Source organism: Mycobacterium sp. PS03-16 (assembly GCF_004570325.1).
Taxonomy (GTDB): domain Bacteria; phylum Actinomycetota; class Actinomycetes; order Mycobacteriales; family Mycobacteriaceae; genus Mycobacterium.
The window spans coordinates 197,858-214,875 of record NZ_SPQO01000001.1; the positions used below are offsets into that span (position 1 = coordinate 197,858).

Genomic DNA, 17,018 nt, shown 5'->3' on the forward strand with positions numbered 1-17,018 from the left:
TCCGTTACTTGGCTATTCGGGGTGACGTGGTCCGTGCCCGGCTGGGGGGTCGGCGAGAGGTTTCCAGCCGGTGCCGCCGTTGGCGATCGCCTCGGACATGCGGTCGTAGGCTTCCAGCACAAGGCGCTTGGTGCGGTACTCGCCGAAGTCTTGCTCGTCATACTTGCGGACGATAGGAAACGAGTCGAGGACGTGCTCGATTTCATCGCGGTTTAGGCCGTAGACGTGGAAGAAGCAAGCATCGAGGTCAGCGCGAAGTTCCGCTCTTCGTGGGGTTTCCCAGCGGAAGGGCGCTCCGTTGTCACCGAATTCTTTGGCATAGGGCTGCAGTCGCCGTGAGGTGTAGGACAGCTCAAGCACATACGCTCCTACCCATTCGCCAAGAGTTACGTGGCGTTGCCACGGTGCAGGTCGCTCAAAGAGACTTGGTGGTGGAGCGGCGAGTTGATGGACGACAGAGTACGTCATATGAGTGCCGCTCAACTTCTGGCGCGAAATATAGTCGAAGACCGTGGTTGACCAGAGCCCGTGGAGGTATCGGGCCAGAGATGCGTCCTCCGGAAATGCGAGCGGGAAAACGTGCCCGACGGCGGCTAACGGCAGTGCAGACGGAACGAATGTCCTGACTTTCTCTGTGCCAGTAATATCACGCCAGCCCAGAAGCCACTCGGCTTCCCACCTGCCGTCTAGCTTGCCGATGAGTTCGCTTGAATCAACCCAGTAACGTGCGAGCGGCTCGAGATCTGGATCGTTGTGTTCTTCGTCAGTGACGCGAGGCAGTGTTTGCATCCTTAGCTGAGCTGCCGTCGCACCTTTGTACGTCGAGAAGCGATGGTCGAAGTGCCACAACAATTTTCCTTCGTATAGCGGTACGTACTCTTTGCCGTCCCGCGTGTACGACCAGCCGTTGAACTTCGCGTCGGTGAGCTCATCGGCCGTGTGGAACAGCCAAGAATCCGACGACATGTTGAATAGCCCCTGGCTGAACGAGAGACCCCACGGGTTGCCGTCGGGGTCATCCTCGCGGATGAGCACGGGGTGGCGGGAGTAGATTCCGAGCGTGATGTCGGCGTCCTTGCGGCTGCGGAACATGGGAAGTGTCCCGGTGTTCGGGTTCAGTGTAAGAACTTCGTTAGCTGTCAACTGGAATCGTTTGTCGGGAACATCGGAAATGCGGCGGTTGAGGAACGCAAACTTGGTACGTTGAACGGTCCGCTGTACTCCGGTTATCGCTGTGACGGCAAATCGGTAGGCGTGATGCACATCTCGAAAAATTTTGGCTTCGTTCTCAAAATCATAGAACGCATAAAGCCGATGGCTGCTCAGTGTATCTGCGAAAAATTGTGCCGTATTGCTGTCGGTAGCGAGGCCGGTCGGAGTGATGACTCCGGTTAGCCCTTGGAGGCCGACGACTGTACGCATCGTTTCGGCAAACACGCTGTAAGTGTTGATCTTTCCCTGCGCAGTGAGCGGATATCGGCCGCCGCGTACCAGGTGAGTGGTTGCATCTGACTGGCGCCGAGCGCTGTTATAGAGCTGATACAGATCTGGATCGTTGTCAGCGAGCTTCGAGATCATTTTCTTTCGGGCATCGGCGTTCGGAGCGTCTTCGATGTCGGTTCGCCCAAGGTTGCCGAAGAATTGTTTGTCCTCAAGTTGAAGCGATTCCCAGGGCGGGTTGCCGACCACGCACGAGAACCCACCCGTCCAGCCGGTGACGGCGTCGGCGCTGCCGTCGTCGGGGACGGTGAAGATGCCGGGGAACTCCAAGTGCCAGTGGAAGAACCGATACTGGCGGGCCAGGGCATTGATCTGGTTGATGAGGGTGTCTGGTACGGATTCCGGGGTTTCTGACAGCGCGCGCACGGTGGCGTGGGTGATGCCCTGCCCCGAGGTGGTCGCACCGGTCTTGGGTTGGACGAAGGCTGCGCACCAGGCGTCGGCCACCAGTTTGGCGGCCACCAGGTCTGGGTCGGCTTCCAGGCGGCGCCAAGCGTCGGCGCGGGCGCGCAGGGCCGCGACGGAGGCGATGGTGCCGGTGTCGGCGTCGTGCGCGGCCTTGGTGAGCTGGCTGGTTTCGACGTTGAGGGTTTCGGCGCCGAAACTCAGCGCAAGTTGTCCTTGGTCGGCTTGGCGTTCGGCCTTGTTGCGGGCCTTGAGCTTCTTGGTCCAGTCCTTGTCGTCGTCTCCGAGGGCGACGAAGGCGGTGTCGGGAATGTTGTGCCGCAACAATTCCGGCGTGGTGCCCAGCAGCGCATTGCCGACCCGGAAGTGCGCGTCGAGGAAGGGGAAGGGACGGTCGGCGTCGAACGCTTCCAGCCAGAGCGCCACCTTGGTGATCTCGATGGCCAGATCGTTGAGGTCCACGCCGTAGACGCAGCGTTCGATCACATCGGCGGTCGCCGCCCGCAGCGCGGCGGGGGTGGGTTCGGTCTCGCCGGTGCGCACGGTGGCCAGGGCGGCGGCCATGCGCCGTGCTGCGGCGACCACGAAATGTCCGCTGCCGCAGGCGGGATCGACCACGGTGAGATCGAGAAGGGCCCCTTCGGGGTCGGCCTCGCGGATGGCCTCGTCGATCAACGGGTCGAGCGCCTCGTCGAGGACCAACGCGATGAGGTCGGAGGGGGTGTAGTAGGAGCCGGACGTCTTGCGGTCGTTGCCGGTCGCCACGTCCAGGGTGAAGGTTCGCTCGTCCGCGTGGTAGCGCGGGGTGTAGGCCAGCAGGCCCTCGTACATGCCGCCGAGTTCCTCGCTGTCGAGGTTGCGGTAGTCGACCGGGCGCGGTAACCCGGTGACCGGGTCGTCGATCTGGGCCAGTGCTCGCACCGCAGCCAGTAGGGCCCGGTTGGGCAGTTTCGCGCCATCGAGAATGCTCAGCGCGTCCCGTGAATACAGGCTCGCGCCCAGACCGCTCAGTCCGAGGGCGGGCAGCCCGTCGCCGGCCAGTGCGTCGGTGACGATCTGGTGGGCTTCCCACAGGTCGGTGTGCCAGCCGCCGATCGGTTCGGCAGCCAGCCGACGCAACCGGGCGGTCGAGAAATAGTCCGCGTACAGGGTGCGGACGCTTTCGGAGACGTCGGAGCGGTGTAGCAGATCACGATCTTCGACCACGAACAACACGATCAGCCGGTAGGCGATGCGCAGCAAGGCGCGCTGCAGGTCGCGGTCGGCGTCGGTGGCCGCGGCCAGGGTCTCTCGCAGTGTGACGTTGGCGGGGTGCGCGACGAACCCGGTTCCGAGCTCCTGCAGTGCGGCGGCGATGCCGTGCTGAAGGTTCAGCAGCGCCCGGGCACCGTCGTCGATGGCGGTGGTGCGCCAGCGCTCCAGCCAGCAGTTGTCCAGCTTGGGTTCGGCGACGTCGATGTCGGCGGCCTCGGCGGAGTCGTCGCTGTCGGCTTCGGGCTGTGTCGCCTTGGCCGCCTTGTCATCGAGGCGGGGGGCAAACCTGCTGGCATGCACCGTCAGGAACAGCACCCGGAAGTCGGCGTAGAGCTGGTCGGTGAAGATGGTGTCGAGATCGAATTCGACGAAGGACTGCCGGGTGAGGCTGGAGGCGTCGCGCAGCAGACGCAGCTGGTGGCCGTTGGACACGATCGCCCACAGGGCGCGGTCCTCGCGGTTGAGGTAGTCCTGCACCATGGCCTGCGGTGCACGTGCGGTGACCCCGGCGGTCTTGGTGTCCAGGTCCACGCCCGCACCGACCAGGTGCAGCGGCACCCAGGCTGCGGTGTTGGCCGCGTCGGGCCAGGCGACCCGATGGGAGATGGGGAAGTGCGGGGCCTCGGTCTCGCCGAGCCCGGGCGGCACGGCCAGCCCGCCGCTGATGACATCAGGTCGGCCCCAACCGAGTTCGTAGAGCAGGGGCAGCAGCCACTTGTCCCGGGTGAGCTTGGTGGCCGCATCCCCTTCGGGAAGCCGCTCCAGGGCGGCGCGCCAGGCGCGGTGCGCGGCCAGCATGGCCTCCCAGGCGCGGGCGATGGCACCGTTGACCGCCATCCCCGGCGACAGTTGATAAGCCTCGGCGGTCTGACCGGGCATCCGCAGTTCGTTGGCGCGCGGGATCGCCTCGGCGGGCAGCGCGGTGCCGACCGTACGGACAGCCTTGAAGACGTTCAGCCCGCTCATCGGGCACCCGCCTCCGGCAGGAACACGTAGACGCCGAGGACATCCGCGGGCGGTAGGAACCGCACAGTCGGGGCGCGGCCGCCGGCCTTGGAGGCGCTGCGTACCGCCTGATGCTCGGACACCAAGTCCTTCGCCGCCTCCCTACCGGTCGTGGTGAGATGCTCGGTGAGCGCGCCCAGACGGCGCAGGGCACGCCCCAACTGGATCCGCGCCAGCGAATCATCCACATTGCCAGACGGTTGCAGGGTCAACAGCGCGTCGACCTCGATCTGCGGAAGCCAGGTCAGGTCGTCCCCGGTCGCGGTGAACGCCAAGAACTTGGCTTCCTCAGCGACCTGGGTGACGGTGGTGGCCGAGCCTGGGAGGGTGATCTCCAGCCGGTGGCGCACCATCAGCAGTGTCGTCACCTTGCCGACGTCGCGGGTCCGCATCACCCCGGCGCGGCGCGCGGGCCGGGCGGCCGGATCAAGCCGGGAGTCGAGCGCGGCGTCGAGGACATACCGCGACAGCGCGTCCACCGTGGCATCGGTCCGGGTCAGCACACTGTGCCCGGTCGGCACCGGCAGCGAACGGTGGAAATGCAGCCGGCCCCCCTTGCCCGGTGGGAGTTGGTCGCGCACCGCTGCCGGCAGGGTGTCGATGACCGCGGTGAACCCGTCATCGGTGTCGCTGATCGGTGCGCCGAGTAGCGATAGTGCTGTGCGGGTGAAGGTTTCGACGTCGGCGGGTCCGCCGAGTGCGCGTCGCACCTCGGCCAGAGCCGCTTCGACGGTGTCGGGTTTGAGTCCGGCTTGGCGGAACCGCGAGCGGGACACCTTCTCCCGCTCGGCGGCATTGGTCCATTCGACCTCAACCTGGTCGGCCAGTGACTGGGAGGTGGCGGCGCCGAAGTCCAGGGTCAGCTGTTCGGCTTGTTTGCCCCGCAACAGCAGCGATTCCCAGATCGCCTTCATCACAGTGGTGGAATCCACCGGGATCGGCACCGCGACGCCGATGCTGCGCTTGATGTTCTCATGGCGCCGGATCAGGACTTCCAACACCAGGCCGTCGATGCCGTTGTCCTCGCCGTAGTAGGTCACAGTGCGCACGGTGGGTGCCTGCTGGCCGAACCGGTCGACGCGGCCCTCACGCTGTTCGTGGCGCGTCGGGTTCCACGCCAGGTCGTAGTGCACGACGGCAGTGAAACCGTCCTGCAAGTTGATGCCCTCCGACAGGCAGTCGGTCGCGATAAGCAGTCGAGGGCCGTCATGGGCGCTCAGGGCGTCGACGCGGGTCTCACGTTCCTCCGGCGGCAGCGTCCCGGTCACCGCGTCGATCCTGAGGTCCTTGATCTTCGCCAGTGCCGTGCCCAGGTGTTCGGCGAGGTAGTCGGCGGTGGGGATGTAACGACAGAAGACGATGGGGTGGTAGCCCTCGTCAATCAGTTCCTTCAGCAGCGGAATGAGGCGCTTGAGCTTGGCGTCAGAGCGTGGCCCTTTGAGAGCTGCGGCCTGTGCGGCCAACTCACGCAGGCGCTTCCGTGCCTTGGTGTCGGTCTCGTCACTGTCGCAGGTGTCGGCGCCGACGGTGACGTCCTCGGCTTCCGTCGTGTCGTCAAGGTCGGTGTCGAGCACGCGCGGTTCGGCGTAGGCGTCCACCTCACGCTCGTCGTCGGCGGCGGCGACCGCGGAGCGGTTGAGCAACGTCTGCTCGGCTGCGGCCGGACTGGACGCCAGACACCGCAGCAGTGCGATGGCTGACCACCAGCGGACGCGTTGGCGCACCGCGCTGAGCTTGGGGTCGGTGACCTGCTCGCGGACGTAATCCATCACGTCGTCGAACAGTTGGCGATATCCGGCGGTGAGCTTGTATGCGGTTTCGGTGGTCTCCCGTTCTGGGAACGGGGTGTCCTCGTTGAGGTACTCGCGGATGTCGGCGCGCTGGCGTTGGATCATGTACCTGGCGAGCAGCTTGCGGTCGTCTTCGCGGTCACGGCCGGACAGGTCGGCCGGCAGGTCGCCGAGCCTGTCGTCGAGCAGACCGATCAGCGACTGCCAGGCGGTGTCGTCGCCGCTGTGCGGCGTCGCGGTCAGCAGCACCAGGTGCCGGTCCTTGTCGTCGGCGAGTTTGCGCAGCAGGGTGTAGCGCAGATGCGCCTGGCTCGATGTGCCGACACCGGCGCCCGCCACGCAGGTGTGGGCTTCGTCGACGATCACCAACTCCGGGCAATGCAGCGCGAATTCGTCGCGCCGAGTCTTCTGTTTGATGAAGTCGGTGGAGATCACCAGATGCGGATGATGTTGGTAGAGGTTGGAGCCGAAGGGGACACTGCGCATCAGCCGGTTGACCGTGGACGGCAGCAGCAACTTCGCGTCGATGCCGAACTTGTGCCGAAGCTCGCTCTGCCATTGTGGGGCCAGCTGCGGAGAGCACAGCACCGCCAATCGCTGCGTTTCGCCGGTGGCCAGCAGCTCGGCGGCGATCAGTCCCGCCTCGACGGTCTTGCCGATGCCGACGCCGTCGGCGATCAACAGCCGGGTGACGTTCTGGTTGGCCGACATCATCAGCGGAACCAGCTGGTAGTTGCGGGGGGTGACGGCCAGGCGAGCGAATGATCGGAACGGCCCGCCGCTCGCACTGAAGGAGAGCCGCAGTGCGTCGCGCAGCAGGCGGGCCCGCCCGGCGTCGCCGCGGTCGTCGACCGTGGGCGGTTCGAAGGTGGCGGCGGCGAAGTCGTCGATGTCGGGAAGCAGCACGGTCGTTTCGTGCCCGTGCCCGCCGAGGGGCCGGACCAGCAGCGTGCCCTCGGGGGAGCCGGGCAGCACCAGCCAGTCGCGGCCACGGGCGTTGACCAGGCTGCCGGCCGGATAGTCGAGCGTCGTCATGCATTGGCCTTCGGTTCGCCGAAGACGCCGCGGTATTCGGCGATCGTGGTGAGCCAGCCCGCGTCGGCGTCCTGGTAGTGGAACCGCAGCACCAGCCAACCGGCCTCGTCTTCGAGCTTCATGCGTGCTTGTTCGTCCTTCTCCTGCTGATGGGCTGCGTCGTGATGAGGTCCATCGACAAAGATGGCGACGTCCATACCGTCGACGTGGTAGGCGAAATCGGGCCGGACGTAGAAGTCGGTGACGATCTGCTGCGCGTCATCGGGGAGTCGCAGACCGTGCTGTTCCAGCACCGCGAGGAACTTCTTCTCCAGCTCGCTGTCACAGGCCGTGGTCAGGCGCTCGAGTTGCGCTGATCGATCCTCACCGCCGGCACCGACCGCCACGTTCGAAACGGCAATCCGCCGAAGGAGATCGACCACGCTATGCCGATCCAGGTGCTGATGGTCCCATTGGTTGCTGTAGGAGAGGAGGCAGTCGTAGCAGGCCTGTGCGCAATCCTCGATCGCATGCGGCGCGCGGTGCAGGTCTTCACCGGTGTCTGGGGCGAAGTGCAAGATTTCAAGGGCTTTTCGCGCGACCTGATTGAGCTGGCCGTTCTCGGTGGCAAGCCGACGTATGACACCGGCGCCGCCTTCGGCTGCCTCGAAGAACAGCAAGCGTGACCAGGCGTGGTCACCGGTGTTGCTCGGGAGTGCCTCTACTGCTAATTCGGAGCCTTCTAGTTGGTAGACCGCCTCGATGCCGCGCTTGAGCGCATACATCGCCGCCATCCGTTGTTCGGTGCCGATTGACGGATTCAGATGCAGCAGCAGTGCATTGCGATGGTCTTCAACGTGGGGGATGACCCGTTGATACCGTGGCGCCTCGCCGTGGACGTTCTTGGCCAGGTCGGCCTCCTTGCCCCAGCGGCCATCCACGGTGTCGAGGATGTACCCGCGGACATCCTTGTCCTTGCGGCGACGCAGCCCGACGTTCATTCGGCGAATCAGTGCGGTGTCGCCGTAGGTCATTGTGCCGAGCTCGTCTCCGCTCTCGGTGATGGTGCTGGTGAGTTGTCCGGCCCGCACTCCGTGGGGTACGAACCGGATCGTCGTGACGATCTCATGACCAGCACGCTGGCGCTCCTCCTCGTCTGCGCTGATCCGGTCGCGACGACGGGTTTTGACCGACAGCAGCCGCATCAGGTTGGTCATCGTGCTGTCTTGGGCAAACGGTGCACCACAGTGCTGGCAGAGGTCTGGGTCGGTGGACTCATGGAGATACCCGCAGGCGCTACAACGCTTGATCTCGGTGATGTGGATACCGGTGCCGTCATCGCGGGCGGGCAGGCTGACGCGGTTGACCTCGTACCGGGCGCCTTCGTGGTAAATGAACGCGCCTGGGCCGAATTCGCTAATCGCCATGAATCGGGGCCGTTGGATGAAATCGCCCTCTCCGCCGCTGCGGGTGCGTCGTTCTGCCGGGATGAAAGCCGACAGTGGAAGCCGGGGGAAGGAGTAGCCAGGCAGGAAGCCTTCGGAGGCGAAGTAGCGATAGGTGTAGAAGTCGCCCTGCAACACGTCGTCGACCTGGCCCTTGAGGAGGTCGAGCGCGGCGCGGGCCTCCGAGATACGTCCGCGGGCGCGCTGTTTCGAGCTTTCGGATGCGCCGATCGTTTTCAGGGTCGTGTTGGCCTGGTCTAGTTCGGTCTGGGCCTCGTTGTAGAGCCCGCGCCACCGGTCTGCGGCACGGTTGAACCGAGTCGGTGCTTGGTCGACTGTGTCGGTGATCCACGTATCCGTCCACCACGGAGCTGACGTGACTTCGCTGGTGGCCGTCAGCACGTCGGTGATCGCGGCGATAGCGGCCTTGCGGCTCGACGGGGATTCGATGGTTGTGACGACCTCGGTGCGCAGCGGTTGGCCGGGCTGCTCGATGTTCAACAGGTCGACCATGCTGGCCTTGAGGTCGAGGCCGCATTTCACCAGCCAGATTGAGTGGGCATGTGCGCGCACGAGATCTTGATTGCCCAGTTCCAGACGCGGTGGGGCGACCGCTCCGGCCACCATGTCCTGACTGCGCCGGAAGTAGTAGGCGTCGTGCGCGTTGCCGGTCGCGCAATATGTCAGCGCGATCGCGGGCTGGCCTGACCGTCCGGCGCGCCCCGACCGCTGCGCATAGTTGGCGGGTGTTGGTGGAACATTGCGCATCCCAACGACGTTGAGGCTCTTGATGTCGACGCCAAGTTCCATAGTGGGGGAGCAGTACAGCACAGGAAGTCGCGCGTCGCTGAACTCTTCTTCTCGCTTCTGACGTTTGGACGCCTCGACCTGCGCGGTGTGTTCGCGGGCCTCCAGATTTACCAGTGCTTTCGCGGTTTCGGCATAGAGCGAACGGAAGTACGGATTGACCCGGCCTTCTGTCTGATTGCTGCGAAGGGGATCGGGTGCGCGATGCTCGCCGGTACCCGGGTGCCAAGCGATGAGGTCGGCGCGCAGCTGGTAGCCCGTCGGCCTCTTGGGCACCGGAACACGCGCCAAAATCCCGGCTTTCGCCATGACCTCCATCAAGCACTCAATCAGGGCGTCGGCATCCTTCGTCTTCAGTGTGTGTTGGAAGCCGGGGAAGCGGGTGGGACGTCGCAGCCAGCGCCCGTACGCACCGAGCCCGGACAAATGAAGGTCGGCGCCGAGTCCCGCCGCCCCCTTCGGTCTTCCGCCGGGGTAGGCGAGTCCGCTGTAGGTGCCGACGTCGTCGGAGATCGCCCAGGGGTCCTTTAGCCACTCCCTGCTGGCGCGCCGAACGGCATCGAACTTCTCGTCGGTGAGGAACTCGGTGTCAATGCAGAGGTTACGGCGAAGTTCATCGAGGAGAACGTGCATCACCTCGGCTCGTGTTTGCGTGCTGGCGCTCGCAAGCGGCTCTCCGCAGTTCGCCCACCTATCGTCCTCAGCGGCGAGCTCAGTGACTCCCTCGTAGGACAGGCGCAGCTGTCCTGTCTGCTCCAGGTTGGGCATAGTGATTCGCCAACCCCGCTTGAGATCGGCCCACAGACGGTAGGTGACGACATCCCGTAGTGCGCGGGCTATTTTCTTCCGGGGGATGTGCTCATCGGCGGTGTCCTCGTCGCGGGCGAAGAACTTGAAGCTCTTGCCGCTGAGTGCTTTGACCACTTCGGGACCGAGATTCTCGTCGGTGAGTGGTTCCCCGGGATTTTGCTCCTGGTATTCGCAGGCGGCGCGATACAGCGCTGACCGGATCAGCCCAACCAGCACGAAGTCGTTGAAGTGCCCGGCTTGCAGACTTGCGTCCTGGCGGTTATCGCTGAAAGCCAGGAACTTTCGTGCCTCCTCATCGAGCTTGGCCTCGGCCCTTAAAGCCCTGACGATTGACTGCGACAGCACTGTTACCGCGCTAGCCCGCCCCTCGGTGCCCAGGCTGGCGACGCGGGAGAACTGCGACTGGCGGGCACTCTCGTAGCTTGTCTTGCAGGACGGGCAGAACTCGAGACGTTCGAAGAACGCCACCGGCATGCCGTCATCGCTGATGGTCCCGAACTCATCGACACGCAACGAAGCTGGCAGTTTGGGAATTCGCGCCTTGTCGAGAACCTGACCACCCCCGCTCGACACAACCCAGTCCTCGGGCACGAGGTCAAGCAACGCCGGGTCCTGCGCATCGGGCCACGGCTGCTCGGTCAGAAACAGCAGGCCGTCGGCTTCAGGATTTTCGACAAGATCGGAGTTTGGGATCCGGGGACTGAAGCTTTCTCCGCCGCGATCTTTGTTAACGACCAGAAACTCCTGGCCACATTCGCGGCAGAAAGCTAGCGGGTATAGCGGCTGTCCAGACGGGCGGTTGGGCGCACTGCGCTGGTATTGCGTAGTGAGGAATCGCTTCGCCGTTGGCTCCAAGGTTGTGTAGACGGTGTCGCCCTTGCCGATGAATTGGTGCAGCTTGAAGGCGAACAAGGCGCGGCCTTGCGGGTCGCGGGCGCGCGACCCGGCGAGCAACAGCTCCTTGAGCTTCTCGCGGCACGTCGCCTCGTCGATACCGGTATCGGCGTGCAGCTTCGAAGCCGCGTCGCTGAGTTTCGATGGGGGGCGGCGGGCGATGTTGCCCTCGTCGTCGGTGTGGAGCCCAAAGTGCTGCTCGGTCCAGATGGCAAGCGGGTCGGTCTTCAGCTCTTCCCACGCTGTCGGCGTCGGCGCTTCGAGGCGTTCTGCCAGCACAGCTGTACTTGACTCGCCCGTCGTTGCGCGCCGCAGCGTTTCTCCGACGATGTTGGAGGCAGGAATCTCGATGCCGAAGATTCGGGTCGCCAACTCGGCGACCTGCTGACGTTGCTCGGCCTTCGTGCCGGGGCCGGCGAGGGTCGCGCTGGTCCCGATGCACTGGATCTCGCTCGAGTTGACGGCGCCACGCAGCCGGCGTACCAGCATTGCAACATCGGCGCCCTGCCGACCGCGATAGGTGTGCAACTCGTCGAGAACGAGGAACGACAGGTTCGCAGCACTGCTGATGAGCTTCTCACGCTCTTTCGGGCGCGTGAGCATCAGTTCCAACATGACGTAGTTGGTCAACAAGATGTCTGGCGGAGACGCCAGGGTCTTCTCGCGCTCCTCTCGATTCTCCTGACCCGTGTACCGGGCGAAGCTGACCCTGGGATTCGTCTTCCCGAGGAACTTCTCCAGTTCCTTGAGCTGACTATTGGCGAGAGCGTTCATCGGATAAACGACGATGGCCCGCACACCCTTACCCGTGCCTTCGCGCAGCACCCGGTCGACAATCGGCACGATGTAGGACATCGACTTGCCCGAGCCGGTGCCGGTGGTCAGCACATACGACTCACGCCGGTTGGCGATCTCGAAGGCGTCCGTCTGATGGCGGTGGAACGCGATCTCTTTCCCGGCGTGGTCGCGGAAGATGATCGTTGCTTCAGAGTCGAGTACGCCGTTGCCGGCCAGTTCGGTGACCGTTCCGCCTGACTCGAAGGCCGGATTCAACGCGAGCCAAGGCTCCGGCCACAGCAAGCCGTCGGCGATCTCCTGCTCGACCTTGCTGCGAATCTGGTCGTCCTTGATCTCAAGGAAGCCCTTGACGAAATTCTCGTAGTCGTCCAGGACCTCTCGAAGGACACCGAACGCGTCCATGAAACTGACCTCCGCCGCCGAGCTCGATATTGTCCGTAGTGGAAAGACGATACTTGGCGCCTCCGACACCCCGCGGCATATCAGACTGCGGCGGGTCAGTCGGTCGAAGCGATTGCTGAAACGGTCAGCTCATCGCCCTTCGATCGATCTTGACGTCACGAAGAGTGGCGCGTTGCCGCGACTCATCGCACTGCGGCGTGACGCTCTTACCGAATTAAGCGGCATGTCGGCGGGCGGAAACCGGTAAGCGCCGGTGCGGCTCCCTAGACGAGCGCGGCGTCGCATCGCTGCACGTTACATGCGTTCAATTGGATAAACTCGTCAACCTCTGGCATAGCTGAATGTGCACTGCCGGGTCTGCAATGTCAGATTGCACCTAGCCGGAATCAGATGATTTTGGAAGTGAAGGCAGTTGCGGTATTGGTCAACGGTTCCGCCAGAAGAGCCAGTGGCAAATGATGGGCAATAACGTGTCGCCTGAGGCTGGCGGGTATTCGGGCTTCCCCACGGTCAACGTTTTGTGCAGCTTACGCTTACGGTTCTGACGCATTGACGACAACACCAAATAAGGTTAAGCATTCGAAGCGGCTTGATCGACGGGGGCGAAGCGTTGATCTTGACGTGCAACAGAGTCTTAATTCGCTTCGTCGTCCGACTTGCGTCTCCTGAACAGTCTCGAGCCTTCGCGCGACGTCTTGGACAAGAAGCTGCTCACGGCCGTGTATCCCTCAGTGGCCGCAGTAAGGGCCTGCGTTGCAGTTTCTGAGGCTCTCTCGGCTGCGGCTTGTACAGCCTGTCTTGGTGTCGGCGTGTTGATTTCGGACCACTCGAGGGCTTGAGCTCGGCGGGCATGTGCGAACCGATCCAGGTCCTCTCGCAACTTGGGCAGATCTCGGGACAGTCCTTGCACTGACCAGTACCGGAAGCCGTCGATCGCCTCCGTCCTCGCCACGGCGTCCAGCACTGCCTGCGCCCGCCGGTACAGATCACCGTCCGCCGACACCTGGTGAGCCAGTAGCTCTCGTGCGTCGTCCAGCACCTTCTGGAGATGCTGTGGTTCTGTTGCTTCTACACGTGCGATACGCAGCCGCTGCCACTTGAATAGCGACTCCTCCGCGACAACTAGCAAGCTCAGCGTCTCGCCGAGCTGCTGATTCTCGACGGCGTTGACCACGAACTCTGCCCGGTCTTGAATCGGCCGATTGGGGTCGAAGGTCTTCAACGTTGCCAACGCGTGTTGGCGCAGTTGCTCGACCGTACGATTCAAGCCCGGACCAATGCTGGAGATCCAGTCCCAGTCTGCGTCCGAGAAGGAGCCGTGTCTGTCGAGGTATACCACCATGCGCTCGATAGAGAGCCGATCGCCGAGTACGTCCCCTGATCTGTTTGCCTGTGCCAGGCGTAGGACTTCTTCAACCTTGTTCTCGACCCGCTGGACGGCGTCTTCTACTTCGCTGATCGCCGTCTTGAGTGCGACTTGGACTGCGAGCATCTGTGCTGACATCAACTTCGCGGGATTGACGTCGGTCGGCTTCCACTGAAGTTGACTGACGAACTTCTTGTCAGCGCCTCGCGTAGTCATTCGGAAGAAGCCGTCAGTACCGGGAATGAGCTGCCCCTTGCGGACTGCGTTGACACTGTCCGGATGCAACTGGACGAACTTCGCGGACTGGCCGAGCAGCGACGCTGCACTCGCGGCCAAACCGGTGGCGTTACCCAGCGAAGCCTTATCGAGCCCGACGACCTGTAGGGCATAGCCAGCCTCAGCGGTGATGCGCTGCAGGTATGTGTCGACCGCGTCAGGGTCGCCCCCAACCAGCAAGCCTTCAGCTTGTGAGGAGACCACAATCTCGCCTGACTCGGTGGTCGGGGCCGGCAAGTTCTCGCTATCGCCGCCAAGGGGTCGAGCGTCGAGCTCGTCGTGTGCCATTGTTTCCTCCCACTGCCCGCCCCGAAGTCTCCCGGCGAACTGGCCGTCGTGAACCGCTGACCAGATAGTTGCCATGTCGGCGCTATCCGCAAACATCATCGCAGCCGAGATGTGGCCACTGGGCCGCTCTATGCGGATGCAACAGAATCCGCCGTCATTGTCGATGAAGTGGGCGCTGGACACTATCCGTGACTCGCCTAGGCGCGCACCAAGTGCCTGGATGTGGCAGCTTCTCGGCGCCGTCGGCTGCAAACTGTAGCGTTCGTAGCTACCGCCTGCCGAGACGTTAGCCGGCTCGATGCGCTGAGTCGCGAGTCGGTTGCCGCGCGTCGTCCGGGCCAATCGTTGGCGAACATCCCGTCGGGTCCCGCGCGCAGCCTCGGCGTCATGTGCAACGAACTCTTACGGCACACGCGCTCCGTGGTCGGATTCAGTGGAGCAGCTGCGCCATGCGCAGGTCTGTGAACTCGCAGGCCAGCTTGCGTGTTCTGCCGCGTGGCTATCTGCACGCTTGGACGGTCGAACCTGCCGACACGGGCTGCGGAGGGTTGGCTCTCGGCACCCTTCGGCGGCCCGAACTGGACGTGTGAAGCTGTGAATGGTGATACAAGGCTCTAGGAGCTCCAGCAGCCGTCGACGAAGGTTCGAGCACGCAATAGGGGATGTGAGTGGCCGCACGACTGAGTAGGGAAGAACGTCTGCAGCGGATCGTCGACAAAGCGCGTAAGCGCGTCGACGATGCCCCAGACGCTGCGCATTCCCTTCGTCACAGTCCCGATAGCCTCGTCAGCACGCTGGTGCGGGAGGCGGGATACGACCGCATGTCAGACAAGCTGCTCGCAGAACTCGGCGAGCTCCTGGAGCAGGCCGGCGTGGGGACACATCCACTACTGACAGACCCGAGCATCACGGCCAAGACGCGGGTGCACTTCTTTGATCTCGCGCGACCGGTGCCGGGCTTTCAGCAACCGCGGCAGCTGTTCGCGGAAGAGAAGGAGCTTTCGCGGTTCATCTCGATGAACTGGGCGGTGTTGCCCTACATCAAGAAGTGCGGCCTGCGATTCCGTGGCCGTGAGGTACGGCTCGCAGGCAACGCGGTGATCGACCTCCTCGCCGTCGACAAGAAGACCGACGAGCTCGTGGGTTTTGAACTGAAGGCGTCCGAGGGTGACGATCGATTGATCGGCCAAGCTGCCAAGTACATGACATCCCTGGCTGCTCAAGCGGAGAAGGAAGGCCGCACCGGGGCTCGCCTCATCATCGTTACAGGGCAGCCGGATGAGGATCTGTCCGCGCGCGTTCAAGATCTTGCCGAGCGGTACGGAGTTTCGACCCAATGGCTTCTCTACAAGGTCGAGATCGACTTGTTCGAGCGAACGTAACCTTCGGGCAGCAACGTCGAGCGCCCTCGTGGAAAGGCAGCGTCTGCCGGGCGGCTTAAGGCCAGATGCGCCGAGTCCGAACGCGCACGCGTCGTCAATAGCGGAACTCGAACGGGTCACCGGAATTGATGGGACGCCAGATGGTGAGCCTCTCGCAGCGGTACCAGAGCAGCACATCGCCTCGGCTTGAAGGGCTCTCAAATCACGGGCCCCGTGTACCCCTGCTCGTAGGCCCACCCGACCACCCCGGCCTTGGCGTCCACGCACATGTGGCTCACCGCCGACACCAGGATCAGCGACGCCTCGGCGGGCGCGAAGCCCGTACCGCTCAGCCGGCCGAGAACGACCGGCGGTGCGTCACCGCTTCGCAAGTCGTGACAGACCGCCTTGCCGATGTCGATCATGTCGATGATCGACCCGTAGCTCACCCCCTGACTGTCCAGGAACGAGATGAACTCGTACTGGTCGGCGTGCGCCGGCGGGGCCAACGCCACCGCCGCCGACACCGCGAATCCCCCTGCAATCGCCATACATCTGCGCATGATCCCCCCTTGAATCGCGCTGAAGCCACGATAAGACCGGCCACCGACACGTCGGTCAGCTCGACTCCCGGAACGCCGTCGAGAACGCTTCTGCGATGCCCGCGGCCCGCTCGCGGTACTGCGCACCGGTCAAGCCGCTGTCACGCCTGGCGAAGCGGGACGCCAACCGCGCCAGCGCGTCGGCGCCCTCGTTGAGCAGATTGCCCTGATGACCCGGCACCCACCGCGCGTCGCTTCGGTTCTGCTGCAGCCGGATCCGCCGCTGTGCCTCGACCAGCCCGGCCGACCCCTTACGCCGTTCGGTCGTGTACCCGTCGGGAAGCACGTCATCGCCGGCCGTCCACCGCCGCAGCATGGTGATCGCCGCGCGGCTGTCGGTCAACAGCGTCAACTGGCGGTACGGCAGCCTGCGCACCGCGTCGTTGATCGCCCGCAGCTCCGCGATCAGCACCACGCTGGATCCCACCTGCCAGTGGTGGTGCTCGAATCCGAGTAACCCGAAGTCCCCGGTGCTGGCCAGCCAGCCGTAGCCGGTTACCTTGCCGCGCACCGACCCGTCGGTGGCCACCACGATCGGCGACATGTCCGCCGGCGGCCGGGGGAGCAGGTCGGCGGTCAACCCCGCGGCCGCCGCCCTCATCAGCGCCTGGTCGGCGTCCGTCGGCCTCTCGAGCGACACGCCCGGCAGCAGCATCTCCACCTCGGGCCCGTGCCGGTGCAGCGCGCTCGCCGGCGGCAGCTTCACCAGGATCCGCACCCGGTCGAGCTCCGGGCTCTCCGCCCGCAGCCGCAGCACCGCGTCGAGCACCGCGGTGTCGCGGTTCGGAGAGTCGGTGCGGCCCGACCAGGACCGTTCGCCGTCGACGGCATGGAACCAGAACGCCCCGCGCGCCAACTGCACCGCGAGCGCCACCGTGGTCAACGGCCGTGGCCGGGCCGCGACGATGTCGGTGCGTCTCGGTCGAGCGTGAGGTCGCGCGGTCATGTTCTCTCCCCCCGGAATGAACGTGTGCGACGCACGGTATGCCACGGCACCGACA

At 64.2% G+C, this 17,018-nt stretch carries 7 protein-coding genes; 1 reads left to right on the forward strand and 6 read right to left on the reverse strand.

From position 1 onward, the window contains the following. Positions 1-12: 12 nt before the first annotated feature. From E4P42_RS01000 to E4P42_RS01015, 4 genes are all read right to left on the reverse strand, one after another. Entirely contained in the window at positions 13-4,125 is a 4,113-nt protein-coding gene (locus E4P42_RS01000) for an Eco57I restriction-modification methylase domain-containing protein (RefSeq protein WP_135122486.1), read from the reverse strand. Then, positions 4,122-6,989 (reverse strand): helicase-related protein, encoded by a 2,868-nt coding sequence (locus tag E4P42_RS01005; protein WP_135122487.1) that lies wholly within the window; start codon positions 6,987-6,989, stop codon positions 4,122-4,124. The genes E4P42_RS01000 and E4P42_RS01005 overlap by 4 nt, the downstream gene beginning before the upstream one ends. Further along, the gene (locus E4P42_RS01010) at positions 6,986-12,124 is read right to left on the reverse strand and encodes a DEAD/DEAH box helicase (RefSeq protein ID WP_135122488.1); all 5,139 of its coding nucleotides are present in this window, start codon (positions 12,122-12,124) and stop codon (positions 6,986-6,988) included. Before E4P42_RS01010 ends, E4P42_RS01005 begins: the two co-directional genes overlap by 4 nt. 634 nt (positions 12,125-12,758) lie before the next feature. After that, on the reverse strand, positions 12,759-14,054 hold the full coding sequence (locus E4P42_RS01015) for a hypothetical protein (protein WP_245233828.1): 1,296 nt from the start codon (positions 14,052-14,054) through the stop codon (positions 12,759-12,761). Positions 14,055-14,722: 668 nt separating this feature from the next. On the opposite strand from E4P42_RS01015, the gene E4P42_RS01020 reads away from it, so the two are divergent. Next, entirely contained in the window at positions 14,723-15,436 is a 714-nt protein-coding gene (locus E4P42_RS01020) for a hypothetical protein (RefSeq protein ID WP_135122489.1), read from the forward strand. 197 nt (positions 15,437-15,633) lie between these two features. On the opposite strand, the gene E4P42_RS01025 is transcribed toward E4P42_RS01020, so the two are convergent. Both E4P42_RS01025 and E4P42_RS01030 read right to left on the reverse strand, forming a co-directional pair. Beyond that, positions 15,634-15,966 carry a DUF732 domain-containing protein gene (locus tag E4P42_RS01025; RefSeq protein ID WP_245233829.1) on the reverse strand — a complete coding sequence of 111 codons (333 nt, stop codon included), beginning with the start codon at positions 15,964-15,966 and terminating at the stop codon, positions 15,634-15,636. 67 nt (positions 15,967-16,033) lie between these two features. After that, entirely contained in the window at positions 16,034-16,963 is a 930-nt protein-coding gene (locus tag E4P42_RS01030; RefSeq protein WP_135122491.1) for an RNase H family protein, read from the reverse strand. Positions 16,964-17,018: the final 55 nt, after the last annotated feature.

Bases quoted from the DNA above. Each gene is read 5' to 3' on its own strand.
- E4P42_RS01000 (WP_135122486.1), bottom strand. From the start codon at position 4,125: ATGAGCGGGCTGAACGTCTTCAAGGCTGTCCGTACGGTCGGCACCGCG.
- E4P42_RS01005 (WP_135122487.1), bottom strand. From the start codon at position 6,989: ATGACGACGCTCGACTATCCGGCCGGCAGCCTGGTCAACGCCCGTGGC.
- E4P42_RS01010 (WP_135122488.1), bottom strand. From the start codon at position 12,124: ATGGACGCGTTCGGTGTCCTTCGAGAGGTCCTGGACGACTACGAGAAT.
- E4P42_RS01015 (WP_245233828.1), bottom strand. From the start codon at position 14,054: ATGGCACACGACGAGCTCGACGCTCGACCCCTTGGCGGCGATAGCGAG.
- E4P42_RS01025 (WP_245233829.1), bottom strand. From the start codon at position 15,966: ATGGCGATTGCAGGGGGATTCGCGGTGTCGGCGGCGGTGGCGTTGGCC.
- E4P42_RS01030 (WP_135122491.1), bottom strand. From the start codon at position 16,963: ATGACCGCGCGACCTCACGCTCGACCGAGACGCACCGACATCGTCGCG.